We start from the raw sequence: 24,029 nt of genomic DNA, 5'->3' as shown, positions 1-24,029 counted from the left end.
TTATACATTTTAAATCATTATCGCTTTAATATCTATAGTTTCAGACCATTCTTATCGCTTTTTAATTATTTTAACTTTTATATAATTTAATAAAGCTTTCATATTATAGACTTCATTTTTATTATACACTTTCCTTATAATTTCTATTAAATGAATGTCTATTTTTATATAAAAGATTCATTATATAAGTTAATTTTAATCAAACTTTACACATTACATTAGAAAATTACTCATAAAAAAACCGAGCGACACATCGCTCGGTTCTAAAGATAATATTTGGAATAGCTTATCCAAGACGTTGTCTAGAGTCAGCAACACGTTGGAATGCTTGTCCCATATAGTTAATACTTAACATTAATGCTAAGATCACTCCAACTGCTGGAAGCCATACCCATATTTTGTTTTGAATAACATCTGGGTTGTTCGCCGCAGCGATTAAAGTACCTAAACTTGGTGTTTCAGATGGTAAACCGAAGCCTAAGAAAGTTAGACCTGTCTCAATACCGATATTACCTGAAAGACTTAAAGTTAAGTTTGTAATAATTAATGAACTTAAGTTCGGCATTAACTCTAGATACATAATTTTCCAATCCGGTGTTCCCATCGTTTTAGAAGCGCTTATATAATCTTTAGACGCCTCACTTAAAGTGGATGTACGGAACAATCGAACTCCTCCGGCCCAACCTAATGCTGATAGAATAGCAATTAGTGACCACATATCAAATCGACGAACAATTGTTACGATTACAATGATTAATACTAGCGGCGGAAGAATAATAATGAAGTCGACAATACGCATCATAATATCTTCTACGAAGCCACCATAGTAACCAGCAATAATTCCTAAAGCAATACTAATAATTGATGTGATAATAGTTACGGCAAAACCAATAAATATACTATTACGTGTACCGATAATTAAGAGTGAGAGAACATCACGTCCACCCTCTTCAGCCCCAAGAATAAAACCATTCTCACCTGGTTTGGCATATCGACTAAATAAATCAACTCTAGTTGCTGTATCATGATCCACGACCATCGCACCAATAAATGCGATTAAGATGATTGTAATGAATACAAATAATGCAACAATGGCTGCCTTATCTTTGACAAATTCTCTTCGAATGACTTCGAATCCCATCGGAGGTAATGCTTCGCCTTCAGCTTGAGCTACCTCTAACGATTGATCTAAAGCTTCTTCATTGATTATTTGATCTTCTTTGTTATATTGTTTTTCTTCTTTATCCATGAAACATTCCTCCTTTCTAGTTGATTCGGATTCTTGGGTCAACAAATATCATAATAATATCTGATATTAATGTTCCCAATAAAGTCATAATACCGAATAACAGTACAAGTGTTGTCATAACTGTAAAGTCACGTCCAGTGATCGATGTAATAAATAGTTGTCCCATACCTTGGTAAGTAAAGATTTGCTCTGTAATTACTGACCCTGAAATTAATCCAGTTAAAGTATAACCCATACTTTGCGCAATTGGTAACATTGAGTTTCTGAAGATATGACGACTATAAATCTTATTCATCGGTACACCTTTTGAACGAGCTGTACGTACGTAATCTTGAGATTTAGCATCTACAACTCCGGTTCTTAAGTACTGGATGATACCCGTTGTACTTAAAATACCCATTGTAAAGGCAGGAAGAATCATATGATAAATTCTAGATCCAATATATTCTAAAGTCCCAGGTTGAATACCAGAACCTACTGTACCACGAGTTGGGAACCAACCTAATGTATAACCGAATAACCAGATAAATAATAGACCTAATACGAAAGTCGGTACTGAATATGTTACAAAGTTATAAACGTTAACGGTACGATCAAAGAAAGAATTTTGGAATCGACCAGATAATAAACCTAAAGGTAAGGCAATTGCATAAGTAATAATTACAGTTAATAGCGATAGCCATAATGTTGGTCCGATACGTTGGCTAATAATTTGAGCTACTGGCATACGGTGTGCCCAACTACGACCGAAGTCTCCTTGTAATGCGCCGCCCATCCAATCAATATATCTTTCTGGCCATGATTTATTTAAACCTAATTGTGCACGCATTGCTTCAATTTGATCAGCAGAAATAGTTGGATCCACTAACCCAGTCAGTGCATCCCCGGGCATCATTGCACCTAGAACAAATACAATAATACTAAGGATAAACACTTGGGGTATCATGAGAACAACACGTCTTAATATTGTTTTCCACATAGTATTAAGCGCCCCCTTCTAAAGTCGAAGATACTTCTTTTAAAGCAACTGAGTGAGTATCAGAGACTGCTTTTAAGTCATAAACTCGACCATTTTCACTAAAGTATTTTGATTGGTTTTCTTGATATATCTTTTCAACGCGTAAACGGTTATTCTTATGCTCATCACGATTGTTAGGATCGATTTGAGGAATAGCCGAAAGTAAACGTCGCGTATAGATATGTTGAGGATCTTCATAGATATCCTCTTTATTACCATACTCTGTGAAGCGCCCGCGATACATAATCGCAATTTCATCACACATGTGTTTTACTACACCTAAATCATGAGATATAAATAAATAACTGACGTTATATTCTTCTTGAATTCTCTTCATGAAGTTAAGAACTTGAGCTTGAACTGATAAATCTAGTGCTGATACAGGCTCATCTGCGATAATTAATTTAGGATTAATTGCTACAGCTCTTGCTACTCCGATACGCTGTCTTTGTCCACCAGAGAATTGATGCGGATACTTAGTTAAAGCATCTTCTGTTAAACCAACAATATCTAAAAGTTCGATCATGCGACGACGTTCTTCATCTGGTGTCATATTCGTAAAGTTACGAATAGGCTCAGCTAAAACGTCAACAATTCTTTTTTTAGGATTAAAACTTGACATAGCGTCTTGGAATATCATCTGAACATTTTGACGATAGTCTGAGCGGCGTTTACGAGCTTCTTTTGAAACATCTTTGCCGTTATAGTAAATCTCGCCAGATGTAATCTTTTCTAATCCAACAATAGCTTTACCAATTGTTGATTTACCAGATCCAGATTCCCCGACTAGACCGTAAGTTTTACCTTCTTCGAATGATAAGTCTACACCATCAACTGCATATACATAATCTGTGACTCTGTTAAGGAAGCCACTACGTATTGGATAATGTACTTTTAAATCTTTTATCTCTATTAATCCAGACATTATTCAACCTCCTCAGGGAAGTAGAAGTTTTCATGACAAGTACAACGTACCCAATGACCTTCTGCTACTTCGTGTAATTCAGGATTATGCTCATGTTCCTCTTCATTAATCCAAGGAATTCGGTGAGCAAAACGACATCCTGTTCTTGGTAGATTTGTGATTGACGGAACTACACCTTGAATAACATGTAATTCTCCTGATTCCTCATCCACTAAATCATTTGATTGTGGAATTGATCTTAATAATGATCTCGTATATGGATGTTTAGGATTATTAAATAACTCTTCAACTGTCGCGATTTCTACAAACTCACCTGCGTACATTACAGCCACACGGTCAGCCGTTTCAGCAACTACTCCTAAGTCATGGGTAATTAAGATAATCCCTGACTCTGTTTCTTCTTGAATTTCATTAAGTAAATCAAGAATCTGTGCTTGAATCGTAACGTCTAAAGCTGTTGTTGGCTCATCAGCGATGATGATACCTGGTTTACATGCTAAAGCAATGGCAATAATAACACGTTGTCTCATACCACCTGAAAGTTCATGTGGATATTGTTTTGCCATACGTTTTGGATTGGCAATTCCCACTTGATCTAATAATTCGAGGATACGATTATGACGTTCCTTTTTATTTAATTTAGTATGATAAAATAATGGCTCTTCAATTTGTGCTTCAATCGTCATTAACGGGTTTAATGAAGCTAATGGATCTTGGAAAATCATTCCAATCTCATCACCACGAATTTTTAGATATTCTTTCTCAGACATGTTTAAAATGTTTTTGCCTTTATAGTTAATTTCGCCTGTTTGTTTTGAGTTTTTTGGATCATGAAGACCTACAATCGCAGTTGCGAGTGTACTTTTACCAGAACCAGATTCTCCAACGATTGCTAATTTTTCGTTCTTAGATAATGTTAATGACACACCATCAACTGCATTATAGTAATCATCTTTAACACGGAACCCTATTTCTACGTCTTTCATCTCTAATATAGTCTTGTTACTTTCCATAATTTCCCTCCGGTGTCCTTTATAAAAAAAGAAAAACACTACTTATTTAAAAACAAGCAGCGTTGTTTTTTTATATATTGCTAAAGATAGAACTATTTTAATTCATCGATGTATCTTACTGCGTCACCTACTGTAGATAACTCTTCAATTCTTTCGTCATCGAACTGGATATTGAAGTGATCTTCTAATTCCATAACAAGTTCCACAACATCCAATGAATCAGCTCCAAGGTCTTCAAATGTCATTTCTGCATTTACTTTATCTTCTTGAACACCGAAACGATCTACAATCATTTCCCTTACAGTATTTAAAGTATTTTGATTTTCACTCAATTGATACACCTCCGTTCATTATAACAAATTTACATTATATAACATGATACAAATAATCATCTCATTTGTCTATCATTTTTTCTAATTAATTATATCTTTTTTTATATTTTAATACGTATTAAAGTTCATATAGGAAGCAATACATCTGATGTCTTTACGCATTAAAAAAATTCTAATTTTCAAAATAATTTACAGCATCTTGAACGACACCCGCGCTTACAACTGTTCTTGCTTGACGAATCGCATTAAATATTGCTTCGTCGTTGGAAGAGCCGTGTGCTTTAATTACTGGAGATTTTACGCCAAGTAAAACTGCCCCACCTTGCTTCGTATCATCTAGATTGTTAAATGTTTCTTTTAATGAGTCTTTAATTAAACCTGCACCAATTTTTGTTTTTAATCCAGAGTTTTTTAGCGTATCAAGTAACAATCCAACAACACTTTTAACTGTTCCTTCCAGAGTTTTTAAGACTGCATTACCTGTAAAGCCATCCGTAATGACGATATCAACTTCTCCGGTTAAGATAGACTTCGCCTCGACATTCCCAATAAAATTAATATTATCTAATTGCTTCATTAAATCGAAAGCCTCTTTAGTAATTGAATTCCCTTTACCTTCTTCAGTTCCATTGTTTAATAAACCAATACGTGGATTTTCTACATTTAATACATTTTTAGCGTAAAAGTTAGCTAATACTGTAAATTGTTCTAGATTAACTGGTTTCACTTCAGCATTTGCTCCAGCATCCATTAGGATCACTTGGGGTGATTCTTTTGATACTGTTGGAATAATTGGCATTAATCCAGGACGGTCAATATTCTTAATTCGTCCAACAACTAGTAAACCAGCGGTTAATAAAGCACCTGTATTACCGGCAGATAATAAAGCATCTGCTTTACCTTCTTTGACATCACGTGCAGCAACAACCATAGACGAATCTTTTTTCCGACGTATGGCTCTCACGGGTTCATCTTCTCCAGTGACAATTTCAGTTGTGTGAATGACTTTAATACGGTCATCTTTGACTAAGTATTGTTCAATACTTTCACTATCACCATATAAATTAATTTGGATATCGTTGAATGTTTTTATTGCTAAATTAGCGCCATCAACAATGGCTTTTGGTGCATTGTCGCCACCCATAGCATCGATTGCAATTGTAATCATTTTATCCCTCCACTATCTTTTTATTTCTATCTATACTAAATTTTTATTTGCTGGTTTGTCAACCAATTAATGATTGCATTAATTTCCTGATCTTCTAACTCTAAAGGATGATTTAAATACCACGTAACTTCATCCTTGGCTACTTTGTGGATATGTTGATCTTCGAAAAGGTTCGCATACTTAAATTGAGGAATCCCGCTTTGGGCTAAGCCTAAGATATCACCCATCCCGCGTATCTTCATATCTTCTTGACTTATAATGAAACCATCCGATTCTTGTTCCATAATTTCAAGACGCTTTTTACCTTGTTCAGTTGTAGGTTTACCAATTAAGTAACAATAACTTGGTAGGTTACTACGTCCGACACGTCCTCTTAATTGATGCAACTGAGCTAAGCCAAAGCGTTCAGCTGAATGGATAACTATAATTGTCGCATTAGGTACATCGACGCCGACTTCTACCATCGTTGTTGCAACTAGAATTTGAAGTTTATTTTGTTCATAAGCATTCATCACTTGTTGTTGGTCATCTTTACTCAATTGACCGTGTAAAGCTCCTACATTCCACTCTGGAAACTGTACGGATAATTTTTCTTTAATCGCATTTACATTCTCAATTTGTTCTAAATGTTCAGATTGATCAATGATGGGAAGAACATAGTATATTTGGTGTCCCTCTTTTAATTCTTCCACCATTTTATTATAAAGGAAATCGAGATTATCTTCATCGATTAATTTTGTTTCAATCGGTATTCTCCCTTTAGGTAATTGATCAATTGTTGACACCGTCATATCCCCATAGATTGTTTGGGCTAGTGAGCGTGGAATTGGAGTCGCTGTCATTTGTAATATGTTTAAAGTTTCTTCTGCTTCAACTTTCTCCATTAAAGCATGACGTTGATCTACTCCAAACCGGTGCTGCTCGTCAATAATTGCGATTCCTAATTGCTTATAAGTCACAGCGGGTTGAATTAAGGCATGCGTTCCAATGACAATTCGTATTCTTCCACTTGCAAGTCCATCTAAGACGTCTTTCTTCTCTTTAGCTTTCATTGCACTAACTAAAATCTCGCTATGGTAGCCAATGTCTTCAAAGATCCGATTAAAATTCACAACGTGTTGTTTGGCTAGAATTTCAGTTGGAACCATTAAGACAGCTTGATATCCAGCTAAAACCGCAGCCATCATGCCTAGAAATGCAACAAGTGTCTTACCACTCCCCACATCCCCTTGAAGCATGCGACGCATTGGATATGGCGCTAATAAGTCATAGCAAATCTCATTGACAGCCTTTTTTTGTGCTTCTGTTAATTGATAGGGTAATTGCGTAACAATTTCCTTTAAGTCATGATTATCATACAAGACTCGAATCCCCGTCTCTTTTTGAGATTGTTGCATGGTAGCTTGAAGTCGCCATTGGTATAAGAAAAACTCTTGAAAAATAATTTTTCGCTCAGCTTCTTTAAACTCTCGGGCATCTTTAGGAAAATGCATTTGATATAAAGCTTTATTTAACGGCAGCAATCGGTACTTATGATTAATATTATCAGGAATGACTTCAACTATTGAAGACGAGCTCGCTTCAAAGGCTGACTTTATCGCTTTAATAATTTGAGTTTGTTTCAGACCTTTTGTCGTCGAATAGACTGGATTAAAATCACCATTATCTTCATTTAATTTAATAATCTTCATACCTAAGAGATTTTGTCGGTCACTTTGCCATTTTCCAAAGATTGCTTTCTCTTGACCGACTTCAACACTCTTTGCTAAATAAGGTTGGTTGAAGAAAGAAACACTAATAATATTATGCTCATCAAGACTCATTCTGAATGTCAATCGACTCTTACGTCCTCCAAAGTAATTTACAACTGCTGGAGTCACTACCGTCCCTTTAAGTGTTACCTTCTCTCCATCAAGAATTGACTCAAGCGGTCGTGCTTGTAAATCTTCATATCGAAAAGGAAAATGAAACATTAAATCTCGAATAGTATTCACACCTATGGAAGCAAATTTGTCCGTCGCAACTGGACCAACGCCATTTAGTTTATTAATTGTTTCATTCCAATTTAATTGATCCATAATTGTCTCCTTTTTGTCATGGTTGATATGCAAAAAGGGAAAAGGAACAATATGCCCCTTTCCCCTTTGAATAGATTTATTCTACTGACATAATATACTCGTAAACAGGTTGGTCTCCTTGAATCACTTCAAAATCTACCTCAGAGTATGTTGCTTCTAATTGTTCAATGACTTGTTCAACTAAATCTTCTTTTCCGCCTTCTCCAATGAAGATAGTTACAATTTCGCTCTCGTCATTAATCATATTATCTAAAGTATTGTATAAAGCATTCTCTACAAGAGGTTCAGATAAGATAATTTTCCCATCAACGATTCCCATAAATTCATCTTTCAGAATTTCAACGCCGTCTAGGTTTGTATCACGAATAGCATAAGTAATTTGACCAGTTGAAACCATTTCACTGTTTCCACTCATGGCAGCATGATTATCTTCAATCGTTCCTTCTGGATTAAATGCAAAAATGGCACTAATCGCTTCTGGAACAGTTCTTGTTGGTACAACCACTGCAGGTTTTTCAATCACTTCTGCTGCTTGTTCTGCAGCCATAATGATGTTTTTGTTATTCGGTAATAGAATAAAGCGTTCTGCTGGTGTCGTCTCCATCGCTTTAACAAAATCTTCTGTTGATGGATTCATCGTCTGACCACCTGAAAGAACTACATCAATACCGATTGATTTCAGCATTTCAGTCATACCTTCACCTGCTGCAACAGCAATCACTGCATAATCTTTAGGAGCAACTGCAGTTGTTTGTTGTTGAGATAAAGCTTGATTGGCAGTTTCTAATTCACGCACTTGTTCACGCATATTATCTACTTTAATTTTGATTAATTCTCCATACTCTTGACCTAATTGCATAATTTCGCCTGGGTCTTCAGTATGAATATGTACCTTCGCTATTTCATCGTCAGATACAACTAATAATGAGTCTCCTTTTTCATTTAAGATATTACGGAACTCATCATAATCAAATTCTTTTTCAACGGTTGGACCATTACCGATACGAACCATGATTTCTGTACAATATCCGAATGTAATATCATCCATTGACATTGGGTGTTCATTTGTTTCTTCGAATACCGCATGAGAATGAGCTTCTGACTTTTTAGAATGATCTTCAGAAATAATGACTTCACCTGTTAGGCTAGATAAGAATCCTTCATAAAGGCAAAGTAAACCTTTACCTCCACTATCCACAACGCCGACCTGTTTCAGAACTGGTAACATGTCAGTCGTTTTCTCAAGTGCAACACTTGCGCCTTTAACGATTGCTCGCATAATTTCAACGATGTCTGTTGTGTTTTTAGCTGCTTGTTCACCAGCTAAAGCTGATTCACGTGCAACTGTTAAGATTGTTCCTTCAACAGGCTTCATAACTGCTTTATAGGCTGATTCTACTCCACCAGCAAATGCTTTAACAAAATATTCAGCATCGACATTCTCTTGATCTTCAATCGCTTTAGAAAAGCCTCTAAAGATTTGTGATAGGATAACGCCTGAGTTTCCTCGCGCTCCCATTAATAACCCTTTAGCTAAGGCTGTACTTGCTTCTCCAACGTGTCCTGAAGTATTTTCTTTTAATTTTTCAACACCAGAGATAAATGACATATTCATATTCGTTCCTGTATCTCCATCTGGAACTGGGAATACATTTAGTGAATTGATTAAATCAACGTTCTCTGTTAAACGATCTGCTCCAGCGATAATCATTGATTGAAATTCTGGTGCCGTTAACATAGTAAGTTCCAACTTTCGTCCTCCTTATAACTCATTGACTTTAAAATTTAGTCAACTTTTACTCCTTGAACGTGAACATTTACAAAATCTAGTGTGAATCCTAGTAAACGTTCGACATTATATTTTACTGTTTCTTGAATATTTTGACAGATGACAGATATTTTTGTTCCATAAGATACAAGAATATATACATCCACTGCCACTTTATTACCGTTTTGGGAAAGAACTACACCTTTGGCAAAATTCTCTCTACGTAAAATTTCTATTATATTATCACGAAAGAAACTTTTACTTACCATCCCTACGACACCGTAGTTATCAGTAACCGCTGCACCTACAACTGTTGCGATAACTTCATTACTTAATGTGATTTGTCCATTTGGGGTTGGAATATTTATTGCCATACAATCTCCTCCTATTGTTTATATCTTAGTTATTTTATCATAAACATCGTTATTATTCACTTAAATTGATATTACCAAACTACAACGGTTTGACAAAGAGAATTGTATTATATAAAAAAATTTGTTCAAGTTTATGTTCGATTACAAATAAAAAAGCTAACTTGCTCAAAGCAAATTAGCTTATTTAAATAATATAACGAGATTAAACACGTTCAACTTTACCTGATTTTAATGCACGTGCAGAAACCCAAACTTTCTTAGGCTCGCCGTCTACCATAATGCGAACTTTTTGTAAGTTAGCACCAAAAGTACGTTTGTTTGCGTTCAATGCATGAGAACGAGTGTTACCAGATCTAGCTTTACGTCCTGTAAAGTAACATTCTTTAGCCATTAGTATTTCCTCCATTTCTTGCAGGAGCTTTGTCTCTGCTTTTTCATACCGTAATAATTTATCATATTTTTCATTCTTGTGCAAGAATTTTTTCAATATTTTCTATTTATAAAGCGGTTTTGTTTCCAAGAAGTAATATTAGTCTATCCAAGGTTATAAGTCAAGGCAGTTTTTGGATTGTACCCTATTTTTAGGCTGTATGAATTAATAACCTTTTTTCTTGTTGTACTCATTCTTAGCCAGTGTTCCATTAGATAAATAACTATCAAGATTTTCTTTAAAAATCGGATAAATCATATCTCTAAAATGTTCAACATTGCCAGAGATATGTGGCGTAATGACTAAGTTTTGTGTTTGCCATAATTTTGATGATTCTGGAAGTGGTTCCGGCGATGTGACGTCTAAATAAGCTCCCGCTAAAGTCCCTGCTTCCAAAACTTCAATCAGATGATCATCTTTCACTGATTCACCTCGACCGATATTCAAGAAGTAAGCAGTATCTTTCATGTTAGCAAAGATTTCTTTATCAAAGAATAATTCACTTTCATCTGTTAAAGGCAATGCATTAATAACAAAGTCCATATCTGAAAGGATTTCTTGGCTGCTTTCCATTGTGTATGTATGGTCAAAGGTTTGGATTGAACGGCCATTCGAATTAACGCCATATGTTGCCATTTCAAAAAACTTAGCTGTTCGAGCAATCTCTTGACCAATGGCACCTGTCCCATATACAAGTATTTTCTTGTCTTTTAATGAGAACATGTTTGAGGCAATGCTTTTATCCCATTTACTTTCCAACTGACTCGTCATGGCAGGTATAATCCCTCTAGCTACACCTAATATATAACCAAATATATTCTCAGTAATTGGAACAGCATGGACACCACTCATGTTTGAAAGCAAAACATCTTTATCGTTTCTCAGGCTTTCAGGAATTGCATCAAGTCCTGCGGTGTCTTTTTGAATCCATTTTAATTGGTTTAAATCTGCGGTGTTTTCACTTAATTCAGAACCCCAACCATAGACGATTTCAATATTTTTAATGTCATCTGAATTGAGTTCATCTTTGACTTTAACATCATAGACTTTCGCTGTTTCTTTGATTTCTTCTAATTGCCATTCTTTCGTAATGGCATAAACTGCAATAATTGGCTTTGTCATATTATCCCTCCTACTTTCTTTCATTCACTCTAAGAACGAGAACGAGACCTTGCTTAAATGATAGCTTCACCCGATGGTTTTCATCAATAAACTCGTTACTGATCAGCGCACGAGGATAAGCGATATCCGTTGCTTCGAGATTATATACAGCGTTTTGTATACTTAATTGCTCAACGGCTGTTAAAGTGATGATGGATAAATAATCTGGTAGCATTTTTTCAACACTAATCTCATAGTCACCTGGGAAGAAAAACTGAAAAACATGATTCTTTTCAATAAATTTTATTCTTCCAACACTTTCTTTAAATCTTGGTTGATATACCATCCAAATATTCGCTAGCATGTGATCCAAGCGGCCTTTTTTCTCCCCGATACCCCCTAGAATAAAACATTCCAAATTAGGAAACTCATCTTGAACGATTTCTAAAGCTAATTCCATGTCCGTGTCATCCTTTTTAGCTGGATGTTTAATAATATGTGTCGCGTTCTCTTGGATTAACTGAAATTCTTCTTCTGTCACTGAATCAAAATCACCAACAGCATAATCCAAGTGATATCCAGCTTTAATGAGTTTTAAACTTCCCGAATCCACACCAATATAATATGTTTTATGATTTTGAACATATTTAGGTATTTCTGAGACTGCTGGTTTTACAGCGCCCCCACATACGATCACGTATTCTTTTTCTTTACTTTGCATCATAACACCTTAATTTCTTAATGAATCGATCGCTTCCTTGCGGTTATTGTGACTGAATATGTAAGAACCTGCCACTAAAACATCTGCACCTGCTTCAAGGCATTTCTTACTAGTATCCTCATTAATACCGCCATCCACTTCAATCTCATAATCATAATTATTTTCTTCACGGAGTGCTTTAAGTTGTTTAATTTTGTTCAAGCTTGATGGAATAAATGTCTGTCCTCCAAAGCCTGGATTCACTGTCATGACTAAAACTAAATCAACATCAGACAATACTGCTTCAATGGCTTCAACCGGCGTACCTGGATTGATTACGACGCCCGATTTCTTGCCAGTTTGTTTGATTTGTTGGATTACTCGGTGAATATGTTTCGTTGCTTCAACATGAACAGAAATGATATCTGCGCCCGATTCAGCAACGAGTTCAATATAGCGTTCAGGTTCTTCAATCATCAAATGACAATCAAAAGTTTTATCAGTTAGATGACGGATTGAATTCATAACCATTGGACCAAAAGATAAGTTTGGTACAAAATTTCCATCCATCATATCGATATGAATATAATCAGCGCCATTTGATACAATATCAACTAAATCAGCGCCTAATTTACTAAAATCTGCACTTAAAATTGATGGTGCAACTTTCATAAATAATCCCCCTACTATTTTTTCTTTTTATAAACAGGTTTTCTTTGCTCAATCCGTTCCATAATTTGTTCATAATTATTATAACGACTTTGGGCAATGTCACCCGCTTCAACTTCGCTTTTAACATTACAACCCGGTTCATTTAAATGCAAACATGACCGGAACTTACACGATTCTCCCGCCCTAGCGATCTCTGGGAAATAGAATCTTAAATCAGCTTTTTCGATATCTGGAAAATCAATGGCGCTAAAACCTGGTGTGTCAGCTAAGAATCCATCGTTAAATGGATATAATGTGACTTCTCGAGTTGTGTGTTTCCCACGGTTTAAAGCTTCACTAATGATCCCTGTTTCAATATTCGCTTCAGGTAATAATAAGTTTAATAGAGTTGACTTCCCAACACCTGATTGTCCCATTATGACGTATAAGCCTGAGTCTATCAAATGTTTAATCTTATCAATATCTGATTCATTATTATTTAAAGTCACAACGGTATAACCAGCGGGTGCGTATACTCGTTTAATTTCTTCAACTTTTCGGTCGGCTGCTTCTTGACCAAGCGCTTCGACTAATAAGTCATACTTAGATAATAAGATAATCGGTTCAATATGGTTCGATTCGATAGAAACTAAAAAGTAATCTAATAAATTATAAGAAAAATCTGGTTCAACTAATGAAGTCACAATCATTGAGTAATCTACATTCGAAATACTTGGTCGAACTAACTCATTTTCTCTTGGTAATATTTCAATAAGACGACTTTCTGACTGACTATCTTGTTCATCAACTTCAATGACTACTTCATCACCTACTAGGGGTTTTTCATTTGTGTGTCGAAATAAACCTTTAGGTTTTGTGGCAAAACTTTGATTCTCAGACCACACATAATAGAACCCACTAATTGATTGATAAATAACACCTTTTTTCTTTTGCATAAAACCCTCCTTTTAAAAAAAGGTTAAATCCTCCAATATGAAAGATTTAACCTTGAAACAGCTACTGTGTTATAACATTATTACTTTCCTCATACACTTCACCATCACGCAATATTCGATATTGCCCTGTACCATTTGATGATATATACAAAGTTAATTCAATTAATTGTGACTCTGTAATTTCAAATTCTTCAGCGACTTCAGTAATATTATTATACTCATCACCAATGAATACTTGAATTGTATTTGGTAATGGATTTTCTTGTTCTTCATCATTATCTTCATACGTTGGTAAGTATTCAATATATACTGGAGTTAAAGCAGAATTAATTTCTTCTTCTTCAGCTCCCATTGAAACAACAACTGAAATTGTATCACCAGGATATAATGATGTTCCGCTTTCAGGTGACTGACTAATAACCTGTCCTTCTGGGATAAACTCGCTGTATTCATAACCTACATCTACAACTAACCCATATCCATCCGCAAATGATTGAACCATATCAAGTGATAAATTATAGAAATCTTGCATCGTACTAGATTCTGAATAACTACCCACCGTCATTGTGATGGGTGTTTCACCAGGTACAACACGTGTTCCGGGCTCTAAACTTTGTGCCATAATCGTTCCAGTCTGTGACGCATCATTAGTAAATAGGTCTTGACGTTCAACGATGAAGCCCGCTTCAATTAGCATTTGACGAATTGGTTCATAGCTTTGTCCCACATAATCGCCGATTTGAACTTGTTCTTCCCCACTACTCACGACTAGATTGACTGATGAGTCTCTTTCAATCCGCTCGCCCATCTCTGGATCCGTTTCGATAACGTTACCTTGAACGACTGTGTCGTGCCAATTATTAATCACATTCCCAACTGAAATGTTCTCTTCTTCAAGTAATGCCATCGCTTCTGCTTGAGATAAGTTCTCAACATCAGGGACGGTTACATATCTAATCGTTTGATTATATAAAGCATACGCACCGACTGCCAATAAGATAACTAATAATACGACAGATACTTGTATTAACAGTTTACGTAGTCGCTTCGGTCTAGAAATCGGTGGTAATTCATCATATTGAGGAATTTCCTCTTCATCCTCTTGAAAATCCTCTTTAACTTCTACACTTGATAACGTTTGACTTGCTGTACTTATTGGTTTAATTGGCGTCATAATTAATGTATCTTCGATATCCGTTTCTGGGTCGAAGCGTTTTTCGTTCATACGATTCACACTTAAACTCGTACTTAAATCATTTAGCATTTCTTGAACAGAACTGTAACGATGTTCTAATGATTTAGCGGTTGATCGCATGACCACATTTTCTAAACTTTGTGGAACATAATCTAAATGCTCTTTCACACGAGGAAATTCCTCTTGGAAATGCTTTAGAGCAACCGAAACAGCTGACTCACCGTCATAAGGAACTTCACCAGTGATTAATTCGTAAAGAACAACACCTAAAGCATAAATATCCGATTTAACGGTCGCACTTCCACCACGCGCTTGTTCAGGCGATAAATAATGCACAGAACCAAGCAATGTGTTTGTTTGTGTTAATGATGTATCTGATAGCACGACGGCAATACCAAAGTCAGTGATCTTCACTTCATTGTTCTCAGTAATTAGTATATTTTGTGGCTTAATATCACGGTGAATAATGTTATGTCTATGTGCGACATCAATGGCTGATAGAATTTGGGACATAATATTAACGGCTAATTCTAAAGACACAGGTGATTTCTCACGGATAAATGTCTTTAAATCATTCCCTTTAACGTACTCCATCACAATATATTGTTGGCCATCTTCTTCATCAACATCATAAACTTCCACAACATTATGATGCAAGAGTTGACTCGCCGCCATAGCTTCACGTTGGAAACGACGGATAGCATCTTGATTATCTTGGAAGTCAAAGCGTAATACTTTAACCGCAACATCACGATCTAATATCAAATCTCTGGCTAAATAAACATTTGCCATCCCACCTGAGCCAATAAGTTGGTTAATAATGTAGCGTCCAGATAGTTTAGAGTTAATATCTATCATGTCGTTTCACCATCCTCTAAGATTAAAGAAGGGATGTCTCCAACAACAATAACCGTAATATTGTCTCGTCCACCAGCTTCATTTGCTGCATCAACTAAAGATACAGCTAAATGTTCAAAGTCTTCCGTTTGTTGGAAGAAATCAACAATCTCTTCGTGACTCACCATATTTGTCAGTCCATCAGAACAAAGCATTAAGTGTTCCACTTCATTAATTGGTAACTCCAACAATTCATAGCCGACATCCGGTGTCACGCCAATTGATTGTGTGACAACGTTTCGTTGTGGGTGAAGATTTCCTTCTTCTTCAGTAATCTCACCTGATCGGATTAATTCATTGACTAATGAATGGTCTTCTGTTTTTTGAATTAAATGGCCTTCGTTGAATACGTAAGCGCGACTGTCCCCCACATGCGCAATTAAGACAAACTCTTTTGTAATTAATGAAACAACTAACGTCGTTCCCATTCCTGCAAGTTGTCTATCTTTTAAAGATTCTTCATATAGATAAGTATTTACATCTTCAATAGCTTTTCCAATCCATTGTGATGCATCTTCTTTCGTTAACTCTTTCGTCAACTGCTTAAATTGCTTCCCTAAATATTTCGTCGTAAGTTCACTCGCGACTTCACCAGCTTGATGACCGCCGACCCCATCACATAAGACAAATAAGTATTGCTTAAAATCTGATTTAAAATAATCAGCATAATCTTGATTTGACTTACGCTGTTTCCCTACGCTTGAATGGAGCGAAATTTGCATTGTTTCACCTCAGTTTTTTATTGTACTATTTAATACCTTCTGTGTCTTTTTTAACTAAACGTGAGATAAAAAAGCCATCTGTATGGTATTGTTGTGGCCAAACTCGAATATTACCTTCATCGGTAATTAAATCTGCTTTAATATTATCTTTTTCAGCTGAAATTGGACTTTGTACAAAATTATCATGAGCGTTTAAAAATGATTGAACGATTTCTTCATTTTCCTCATAAGACATTGTACAAGTACTATATATAATTTCTCCACCTGGTTTTAATAATGTTGATACATGATTAATTAATTCGGTTTGTATTTGTGCTAATTCTTGTATATCTTCATATGATTTATCATATTTAATCTCAGGTTTACGTCTCATTAAACCTAAGCCAGAACAAGGTGCATCTAAATATATTTTATCATATAATTGACCGTCTGTAGGCTGATGTTTTGACGCATCCTCCACATTTAATGTCACTCTTTGTGAAAGTCCCAAACGATCCATATGTTCATTTACTCGCTTAATTTTGGGTTCTGACAAGTCTAAGGCTGTCAGATGTCCTGTTTCTAATAGTGTCGCGATATGTGTCGCTTTCCCACCTGGTGCAGAACATGCATCCAATATTTCTTCATCTCCATTAATATGACCTAAAGGAGCTACTAACATCGATGATTCATCTTGAATTGTTAACCAACCTTCTTTAAAAGCCGTTGAATGAATGAGATTACCGTTCATAGAACGAATACCTACGGGTGAAATATCACTTTCTACAGTGTCATAACCTTCACTATAAAGTGATTCCATGACTTCTTTTCTAGACTTCTTACTTGTATTTACACGTGCAGAGATAAATGGAACTTCTTGTAAACTTTCTAATAAGTTCTCAACTTCTTCATGCGTTTGATGTTTCAAGAAATAATCTACAATCCAAGGACTAATACTGTATTTCACACTTAAGCGTTCAGTGAAATCTTTAATCGCATCAATATCCAATCGATCCGTTCGAATAAAACGACGCAAGATTGCATTTACAAAATTCCCTACGCCCCCATGACCGTTCACTTTAGCTACTTGAACGGCTTCATTAACTACCGCATGACTCGGAATTCGATCTAAAAATACTAACTGATATACAGAAAGTCTTAGTAATGTGGAAACCCAGTCATCAAGTTTCTTACCTGATACGAAAGGTGCTAAGTAATAATCAATCGTTAATTTGTTTTGGATAACTCCGTATACAATTTGGACAACTAATCGATTATCCCTTTCATCTAAAGGTGTATTTTGTAAAAATTCGTCTATCACTACATTTGAAAATTCATTATGATTTTCAATTTTATCGAGTAGAACGAGTGAGTGCCAACGTAAATTTTTATTTAATTGTTTTTTACTTCGTTGCTTAATTTTCAAAACTCGTTCCTCCTATCGTTATTTATTTTCGAACACGCTATCTATTATAGCCTCTGGCTTATTCCCATTCAACCATTGTTCAATTGAAAGTCGTTTTTTTCCACTTTCTTGCCATTCGCTAATTCCATAAAATGAATTATCTCCGCATTGAACAATTAATTTATTGTCTTCAACTGCAACCACTTCACCAATTTCGCCGGATTCGCCTTTATATGTTACAGGTTCACCCGCCCAAATTTTAACACGGTTATTATCTAATAGCGTATATGTCGATGGGAATGGTCTAAAGGCACGAACATGATTATCCACTTCTTGAGCAGTTAAATCCCAAGAAATTCGCTCTTGTTCTTTAGTAATTGTTGGAGAGAAGACAACTTCTTCTTCCACTTGCGGTGTTGCTTGGACTTCGCCAGCAAAAACTGCAGGTAAAGTATCTAATAATAATTCTTTACCTACCACAGCAAGAGACTCAAATAATTTACCTACATCATCTGTTGCCTTAATTTCAATGGCGCGTTGAGATAAGATATCTCCTGCATCCATCTTTTTAGTCATATAAATAATTGAAATTCCCGTTTCTTTATCCCCATTCCATAAAGCATAATGAATTGGTGCCCCACCACGGTATTTAGGCAGTAGTGACGCATGGACATTAATTGCTCCATATTTTGGTGCTTCAATTAAATCATTAGGTACAAATTGCCCATACGCTGCTGTAACTATAAGGTCAGCATTTAAAGTTTTTAACTCTTCAGCTTCTTGGGACCCTCTAATTTTTTCAGGTTGATAGACTGGGATGTCATGTTTTAATGCGAGTTCCTTCACTGGTGTCGGCTTTAATACTTTTTTACGCCCGACAGGTCGATCGGGTTGAGTGACTACACCTACAACCTCCAAATTCGCATCATTCACTAGCCCTTCCAATACTTCAACAGAGAAATCTGGTGTCCCCATAAAAATTATCTTATGCATATACATATCCTTTCTAACTAAAATATTGTGGTTCATGATCAATATTTACATACACACCTTGTGTTGCCTTTTGTTGTGTATTATTCAAAATATCATCCAATTGTCTTTGAATAGTAGTTTTGTCTTTGTATTTTAAAAGTAAATTAAAATAGTAATAATTGTTAATTTTCGAAATATTATTCCGATTTGGACCAATAATATATAATTGCTCTTTCCTTTCAAGTTCAGGATTATATAACTGAGCTTTTAAATCATAGGCCAATTGACTCGCCTTCCCTTGATGCTTACTAGATACTGTCAGTAAGGTCGTAAAGTAATAAGGCGGATAATTAGTCAGATGTCGTCGCTTCATCTCAAAGCGGAAGAAGTTTTCATAATCGTGCGTTTTTGCAAATTGAATCACATAGTGTTCAGGATTATACGTTTGGATCACCACTTCACCTGCTAAGCGCCCACGTCCGGTTCTTCCACTCACTTGAGTTAATAGTTGGAAAGTCCGTTCACTTGCCCTAAAATCAGGTAAATTAAGCGCTGTATCAGCATTGATGACTCCTACTAAGGTTACATTCTCAAAGTCTAAGCTTTTAGCGATCATTTGCGTTCCTAATAGAATATTCGATTGCCCACTTGAAAACTCATCTAGTAATTTTTGATGTTGGCCTTTACGGCGAGTTGTATCATTATCCATTCGCGTCACCTTCGCTTCTGGGAAGATTTCTTCTAACGTTTCGGCTACCTTTTGTGTTCCGATACCATGAGTACGAATGTGCGGTGATTGACAGCTCGGACATTGCGTCGGTAAAGGTTCATGGTAATCACAATAGTGACACTTCATTTGGTTATCAAACTTATGATAGGTTAGAGAAATATCACATCTAGGACATTGCATAATAAAACCACATTCGCGACATAGTAAGTAAGAGGCATAACCGCGACGGTTTTGTAATAATACAACTTGCTCCCTCTTATCGAGTCGATCTTGAATCTTCTCAATAAGCTCTGGAGATAATTCATTCGCCGTTTCCCTCAACTCAACTTGGGTCATATCAATAATATCCACAGGTGGCATCGGCATTTGATTGACCCGATTCTCCAGGTGGATTAAGTGATAGTTACCGACTTGAGCTCGCGCACGGCTTTCTAAAGACGGTGTCGCACTTCCCAGTATTAAGGGGGCATCATGATAGTCACTCCGCCATCTCGCAACATCTCTCGCATGATAACGTGGATTATCAGATTGCTTATAGGTCGTTTCATGTTCTTCATCTATAATGATGATTCCAATATTTTCTAAAGGAGCAAAGATTGATGATCTCGCCCCTACGACGATTTTTGCTTCGCCTTTAATAATCCGTTGCCACTCATCGTATTTTTCAGTAATAGATAAACCAGAATGCAATACTGCAATACCAGTTTGGAAGCGACTGACCACGCGTTCCACCATTTGTGGTGTTAACGAAATTTCTGGTACGAGTAATAAAGCAGATTTGCCTTGTTGTAAGGCTCTGTCCATTAATTGCAAGTAAATTTCTGTCTTCCCACTCCCGGTTACTCCTTCAATTAAATACGTATCCGCTTGTTTGTTATCAACGCTTTGACTAATTAAATCATACGCATTCTGCTGTTCAGGTAGTAACGTTTTTGATGAACTCGTTTGAAAAGACACGTCCTTCAGTGGATCACGATAGACAACTTCTTTAAATGTCGTAATCCATTCTTTATCGATGGCTGAATTTATTGTCGCATTGGATACTTCTAATTCTGTCATTAAAGTGTTTTTTTCAATGCTTTCGATAGCTTGATTATTAATGAAGTATTCTAGTATCGCCCGTTGCTTAAAGCTTCTTTGGCTTGTCTTTTCTAAAGCATTCATTAATTGGTCTTTATTTAAGTTTGTTTTAATCATTGTTTTAGTTTTTTGCGTCGTTTGGTTAATAACTTGGTATTCTATAGAAATGATATTTTCTTTTTTTAATTGACTGATTGCATTGGGAGACATTCTATCTTCCAATTCTTTTCGGTCAATGCTTGTTTCATTTTGATACCATGATCCAACTTTTTCACTAAATAGAACAGGATCATGAATTTGAACGATAGCATCGTACTTTGCCTTGAGTAAGCTCGGTAACATTGCTTGAAGAACTGAAATTCGGAAGCATTGAAGATACTCAGCTAAATAATCACTCAATTCAATTAATTCTTCATTTAAGAACACATCATAATCCATAATACTATGGATCGGTTTGAGTTTTCCGTTAAATTCGGTCTCGTCCGCAATATCAACGACAAAGCCTGTTCGTTTCATATTGCCAAAAGGTACTTGAACTCGGCTACCTAGTTTAATCGCAGATTCCCAATCTTTTGGCACTGCATAATCAAAAGAGCGATTCACTTGCTTCGCTGGTATATCAATGACAACTTTCACTATCATTCTTTCCCCTCCTTCTAAAAAATTTGTAACATATGACAAAAAACTACTATGAAAGTAGTATAAATTCTTTCATAGTAGCTTCGATTTTTATTGTTCTTTGATTTGTAAGTCGCCAGAAACAACTTCTTCTAACGCTCTTCCAACTGGTTTGATTGCTTCGTATGAATCTAACATTTCATGCTTGTATAATTGCATTTCATGCGCGCGTTTACTCGCAAGGATAATTAAGCTATATTTTGATGGAACTTTTTCAACTAATTTGTCAACTGATGGATATAACATCATGATGGATTACTCCCCTTTTTGAAAATAATTATGTATTTGTAATTTAATTTGATCAACGACTCTTGAAACTTTTAAATGTTCACTTTGTATTATACCATTTACTTTGTTTACTGCACAATCAACTTCATCATTTACGACAACATAGTCGTAATGTTTCATCATGTCAATTTCTTCACGTGCTTTTTGCATGCGTTCATAAATGATTTCTTGATTATCAGTCCCGCGTCCAGTAATTCTAGACTCTAATTCGTTGAGATTAGGTGGTGCTAAGAAAATGAAAATCCCATCAGGCATTCTTTCTCTAACTTTCATTGCACCTTGAACTTCAATTTCTAAAAACACATCATGGCCTTTAGACAGATTGTCTTCAATCGCTCTAATTGGTGTACCATAATAATTCCCAACATACTCTGCGTGCTCAAGCAAAGCATCTTCCTCTATTAGCTCTTCGAACTCCTCACGTGAGGTAAAGTAATAATCGACACCATCTACTTCACCTGGTCTCATTTGGCGAGTCGTAGCTGAAACTGAATATACATAGTTATAAATATTATTCTTAAAAATTGCAGCTCTAACAGTTCCCTTTCCAACTCCAGATGGACCTGATAATACAATTAATAACCCTCTTGTGTCACTCATATTTACCTCCAAAATAAAACTCTATATGTCTATAACTACTATCATAACATATCTTAATTCTTCTTGAAATAAAATCAAGAAATTTCATGCGTTTCTTTATTGCTCTAACAATGCTTTTAACTGTTCTTGAATGTTTGTAAGTGTATTACTATCTAATACTTCGTAAGTTACATCATCAATCGTTTCAGAATTTCCTTCTAACTGTACTGTTTCCACATTCGTAATTATTTGACGATAATCCAAGGCGATTGTTTGAATATCTTTGAAAGATAGATTCGTTAATACATTACCATTTAGACTACCAAGGAGTTTAGGAATGCTCGCTAGTGAATCAATTTGACTAATTTGTGGAACAATCGCACTGACAACTTGTCTTGCTTTATCTTGTCGATTAGCTGATTCAATCGCTTCATCAATATCACCAATATAAGCTAAGGCCATTTCCCCGTCCATATTATACGTTTCACCTGCAACGAAGCTATACCCTTTTTGATCAAAGGTTTCAGTAGCAGTCACTGGTACTTCACCAATCGCATCAATAATATCAGCAAGTCCATTCAGATTCACTGTCAACGTATAATCAATCGGAATCTCTAGTAAATCTTGCACAGTATTAACGGTTGTCGATAACCCACCTGTTTCATACGCCTCTCGAATCATACCTTCTGATTCTTGTCCTGCAATTTCAGTAAGTGTATTGCTAGGTATATTTGTCATAACCACACTTTCTTCTTCAGGATTCACTGTGGCAACAACCATAATATTAGATTGACCTTCTTCTAAATTATCATTGGTTGAAGGTTCAACCCCTAATATTAACATTGAAAATGGTTCTTTATTTTGAATACGACTGACTTCAGGATCTGGTTCATCCTCATCACGTAAATTCACTTGTTCTTCAGGTCTACTTTGTTGAATCACATCTACCGTGTTCACAACGTTATTATAAAAATAAGCACCTACAGCGCCTGCTCCTATAAGTAGAACAATGATGATAATAAAGAAAATTAAACATCCTTTTTTTCTTTTCTTAGGTCTTCCTCGATGGATGTTTCGACGAGACATATTATTTTCGCTCATAAATTAACCTCTCATTACTCAATTTTGTTTATCTATTGTATTACTTTATGAATTTTATTTCAAATTCTTTTGTTTTTAAGAAAGTGTTGACAAAGGGAACGCTTGTTCGTATACTATAAATACAAACATCTGTTCGGATAAAGGAGTGACATTCATGGAATTACCTATCAAACCCAATTCTAATCTTGCAACTACTGTTCAGCGCTTCTTCAAACCCTTTTTAAATACTCAAATTAAACAAGATAAACGATTTATAATGCCTCTATATGAAGTAGAGAAGTTATTACATCAACATTATGTGACGCTCGATCCTGTCGAAATCACATTTGAATACTACAATTCTCAACAAGAGATTGAACAAAAGACTGTTTTAGCAAACGTCGTTTCGACCGTTCAACATAATCGTCGCATTGCAATTAGTGAAGTTAATTCAAAACGATCTTACATACTATCTTTAGAACAAATTCTAACTGCGTCTGCCAACGTTGCTTAGAACTCATAGACCACCAATTGTTTGCACAATCCCCGCAAACAATTGGTGGTCTTGTTCTTTTGTCATTTTTTATCAAATGATGAATTGTAAAATTAAGTGCGACAAATAAAGAAACCCATAACAGGTTCGTGTAAAATGTTAGTAACG

Annotated in this window: 23 protein-coding genes; 1 reads left to right on the top strand and 22 read right to left on the bottom strand. The window is 35.7% G+C overall.

Annotation, left to right across the window (positions count from 1 at the left end; genetic code table 11):
- Positions 1 to 286: 286 nt before the first annotated feature.
- The 22 genes from ACFO5Y_RS06945 to ACFO5Y_RS06840 all read right to left on the bottom strand — a co-directional run bounded on the left by ACFO5Y_RS06945 (position 287) and on the right by ACFO5Y_RS06840 (position 23,389).
- A complete protein-coding gene (locus tag ACFO5Y_RS06945; protein ID WP_231606921.1) occupies positions 287 to 1,141 on the bottom strand; it encodes an ABC transporter permease in 855 nt (284 codons plus the stop codon).
- Between the two features lie 124 nt (positions 1,142 to 1,265).
- A complete protein-coding gene (gene opp4B, locus ACFO5Y_RS06940; protein WP_197104860.1) occupies positions 1,266 to 2,228 on the bottom strand; it encodes an oligopeptide ABC transporter permease in 963 nt (320 codons plus the stop codon).
- A gap of 4 nt (positions 2,229 to 2,232) precedes the next feature.
- A complete protein-coding gene (locus ACFO5Y_RS06935; protein WP_197104861.1) occupies positions 2,233 to 3,192 on the bottom strand; it encodes an ATP-binding cassette domain-containing protein in 960 nt (319 codons plus the stop codon).
- A complete protein-coding gene (locus ACFO5Y_RS06930; RefSeq protein WP_197104862.1) occupies positions 3,192 to 4,205 on the bottom strand; it encodes an ABC transporter ATP-binding protein in 1,014 nt (337 codons plus the stop codon). The genes ACFO5Y_RS06935 and ACFO5Y_RS06930 overlap by 1 nt, the downstream gene beginning before the upstream one ends.
- A 92-nt stretch (positions 4,206 to 4,297) precedes the next feature.
- Positions 4,298 to 4,537 (bottom strand): acyl carrier protein, encoded by a 240-nt coding sequence (gene acpP, locus ACFO5Y_RS06925; protein WP_197104863.1) that lies wholly within the window; start codon positions 4,535 to 4,537, stop codon positions 4,298 to 4,300.
- Between the two features lie 172 nt (positions 4,538 to 4,709).
- Complete coding sequence (plsX, locus tag ACFO5Y_RS06920) at positions 4,710 to 5,705, bottom strand: phosphate acyltransferase PlsX (protein WP_197104864.1); 996 nt, start codon at positions 5,703 to 5,705, stop codon at positions 4,710 to 4,712.
- Between the two features lie 35 nt (positions 5,706 to 5,740).
- Positions 5,741 to 7,816: an ATP-dependent DNA helicase RecG gene (recG, locus tag ACFO5Y_RS06915; protein WP_269434933.1), complete on the bottom strand. Its 2,076-nt coding sequence runs from the start codon at positions 7,814 to 7,816 to the stop codon at positions 5,741 to 5,743.
- Between the two features lie 43 nt (positions 7,817 to 7,859).
- Positions 7,860 to 9,533: a DAK2 domain-containing protein gene (locus ACFO5Y_RS06910; protein ID WP_197104866.1), complete on the bottom strand. Its 1,674-nt coding sequence runs from the start codon at positions 9,531 to 9,533 to the stop codon at positions 7,860 to 7,862.
- 35 nt (positions 9,534 to 9,568) lie between these two features.
- Positions 9,569 to 9,925 (bottom strand): Asp23/Gls24 family envelope stress response protein, encoded by a 357-nt coding sequence (locus ACFO5Y_RS06905; RefSeq protein WP_138405156.1) that lies wholly within the window; start codon positions 9,923 to 9,925, stop codon positions 9,569 to 9,571.
- 202 nt (positions 9,926 to 10,127) lie between these two features.
- Positions 10,128 to 10,316: a 50S ribosomal protein L28 gene (rpmB, locus tag ACFO5Y_RS06900; RefSeq protein ID WP_138405155.1), complete on the bottom strand. Its 189-nt coding sequence runs from the start codon at positions 10,314 to 10,316 to the stop codon at positions 10,128 to 10,130.
- A 204-nt stretch (positions 10,317 to 10,520) separates the two neighbouring features.
- Positions 10,521 to 11,477: an NAD(P)-dependent oxidoreductase gene (locus ACFO5Y_RS06895; protein ID WP_197104867.1), complete on the bottom strand. Its 957-nt coding sequence runs from the start codon at positions 11,475 to 11,477 to the stop codon at positions 10,521 to 10,523.
- A 10-nt stretch (positions 11,478 to 11,487) separates the two neighbouring features.
- Positions 11,488 to 12,177 (bottom strand): thiamine diphosphokinase, encoded by a 690-nt coding sequence (locus ACFO5Y_RS06890; protein ID WP_197104868.1) that lies wholly within the window; start codon positions 12,175 to 12,177, stop codon positions 11,488 to 11,490.
- A gap of 9 nt (positions 12,178 to 12,186) precedes the next feature.
- On the bottom strand, positions 12,187 to 12,828 hold the full coding sequence (gene rpe / locus ACFO5Y_RS06885) for a ribulose-phosphate 3-epimerase (RefSeq protein ID WP_197104869.1): 642 nt from the start codon (positions 12,826 to 12,828) through the stop codon (positions 12,187 to 12,189).
- A gap of 14 nt (positions 12,829 to 12,842) precedes the next feature.
- The gene (rsgA, locus tag ACFO5Y_RS06880) at positions 12,843 to 13,763 is read right to left on the bottom strand and encodes a ribosome small subunit-dependent GTPase A (protein WP_197104870.1); all 921 of its coding nucleotides are present in this window, start codon (positions 13,761 to 13,763) and stop codon (positions 12,843 to 12,845) included.
- 61 nt (positions 13,764 to 13,824) lie between these two features.
- On the bottom strand, positions 13,825 to 15,816 hold the full coding sequence (pknB, locus tag ACFO5Y_RS06875; RefSeq protein ID WP_197104871.1) for a Stk1 family PASTA domain-containing Ser/Thr kinase: 1,992 nt from the start codon (positions 15,814 to 15,816) through the stop codon (positions 13,825 to 13,827).
- On the bottom strand, positions 15,813 to 16,577 hold the full coding sequence (locus tag ACFO5Y_RS06870; RefSeq protein WP_197104872.1) for a Stp1/IreP family PP2C-type Ser/Thr phosphatase: 765 nt from the start codon (positions 16,575 to 16,577) through the stop codon (positions 15,813 to 15,815). Before ACFO5Y_RS06870 ends, pknB begins: the two co-directional genes overlap by 4 nt.
- A 25-nt stretch (positions 16,578 to 16,602) precedes the next feature.
- The gene (gene rsmB / locus ACFO5Y_RS06865; protein ID WP_197104873.1) at positions 16,603 to 17,982 is read right to left on the bottom strand and encodes a 16S rRNA (cytosine(967)-C(5))-methyltransferase RsmB; all 1,380 of its coding nucleotides are present in this window, start codon (positions 17,980 to 17,982) and stop codon (positions 16,603 to 16,605) included.
- 18 nt (positions 17,983 to 18,000) lie between these two features.
- On the bottom strand, positions 18,001 to 18,954 hold the full coding sequence (gene fmt / locus ACFO5Y_RS06860) for a methionyl-tRNA formyltransferase (RefSeq protein WP_197104874.1): 954 nt from the start codon (positions 18,952 to 18,954) through the stop codon (positions 18,001 to 18,003).
- Positions 18,955 to 18,967: 13 nt separating this feature from the next.
- Positions 18,968 to 21,385, bottom strand: a complete 2,418-nt coding sequence (priA, locus tag ACFO5Y_RS06855) for a primosomal protein N' (protein WP_197104875.1) — start codon at positions 21,383 to 21,385, stop codon at positions 18,968 to 18,970.
- An 87-nt stretch (positions 21,386 to 21,472) separates the two neighbouring features.
- Positions 21,473 to 21,670 carry a DNA-directed RNA polymerase subunit omega gene (gene rpoZ, locus ACFO5Y_RS06850; RefSeq protein WP_138405145.1) on the bottom strand — a complete coding sequence of 66 codons (198 nt, stop codon included), beginning with the start codon at positions 21,668 to 21,670 and terminating at the stop codon, positions 21,473 to 21,475.
- A gap of 6 nt (positions 21,671 to 21,676) precedes the next feature.
- Positions 21,677 to 22,309 carry a guanylate kinase gene (gene gmk, locus ACFO5Y_RS06845; RefSeq protein WP_138405144.1) on the bottom strand — a complete coding sequence of 211 codons (633 nt, stop codon included), beginning with the start codon at positions 22,307 to 22,309 and terminating at the stop codon, positions 21,677 to 21,679.
- A 96-nt stretch (positions 22,310 to 22,405) separates the two neighbouring features.
- A complete protein-coding gene (locus tag ACFO5Y_RS06840; protein WP_197104876.1) occupies positions 22,406 to 23,389 on the bottom strand; it encodes an LCP family glycopolymer transferase in 984 nt (327 codons plus the stop codon).
- 154 nt (positions 23,390 to 23,543) lie between these two features.
- Here ACFO5Y_RS06840 and ACFO5Y_RS06835 point away from each other — a divergent pair, with 154 nt between their 5' ends.
- Positions 23,544 to 23,882 carry a hypothetical protein gene (locus ACFO5Y_RS06835; protein ID WP_197104877.1) on the top strand — a complete coding sequence of 113 codons (339 nt, stop codon included), beginning with the start codon at positions 23,544 to 23,546 and terminating at the stop codon, positions 23,880 to 23,882.
- The last annotated feature ends 147 nt before the right edge of the window (positions 23,883 to 24,029 follow it).

It is taken from the genome of Ruoffia tabacinasalis, from assembly GCF_042652985.1.
In the GTDB taxonomy this organism is placed as follows: Bacteria; Bacillota; Bacilli; order Lactobacillales; family Aerococcaceae; genus Ruoffia; species Ruoffia tabacinasalis.
The sequence above is the reverse complement of the archived record's forward strand: the minus strand, read 5'-3'. Positions and strand labels throughout refer to the sequence as shown.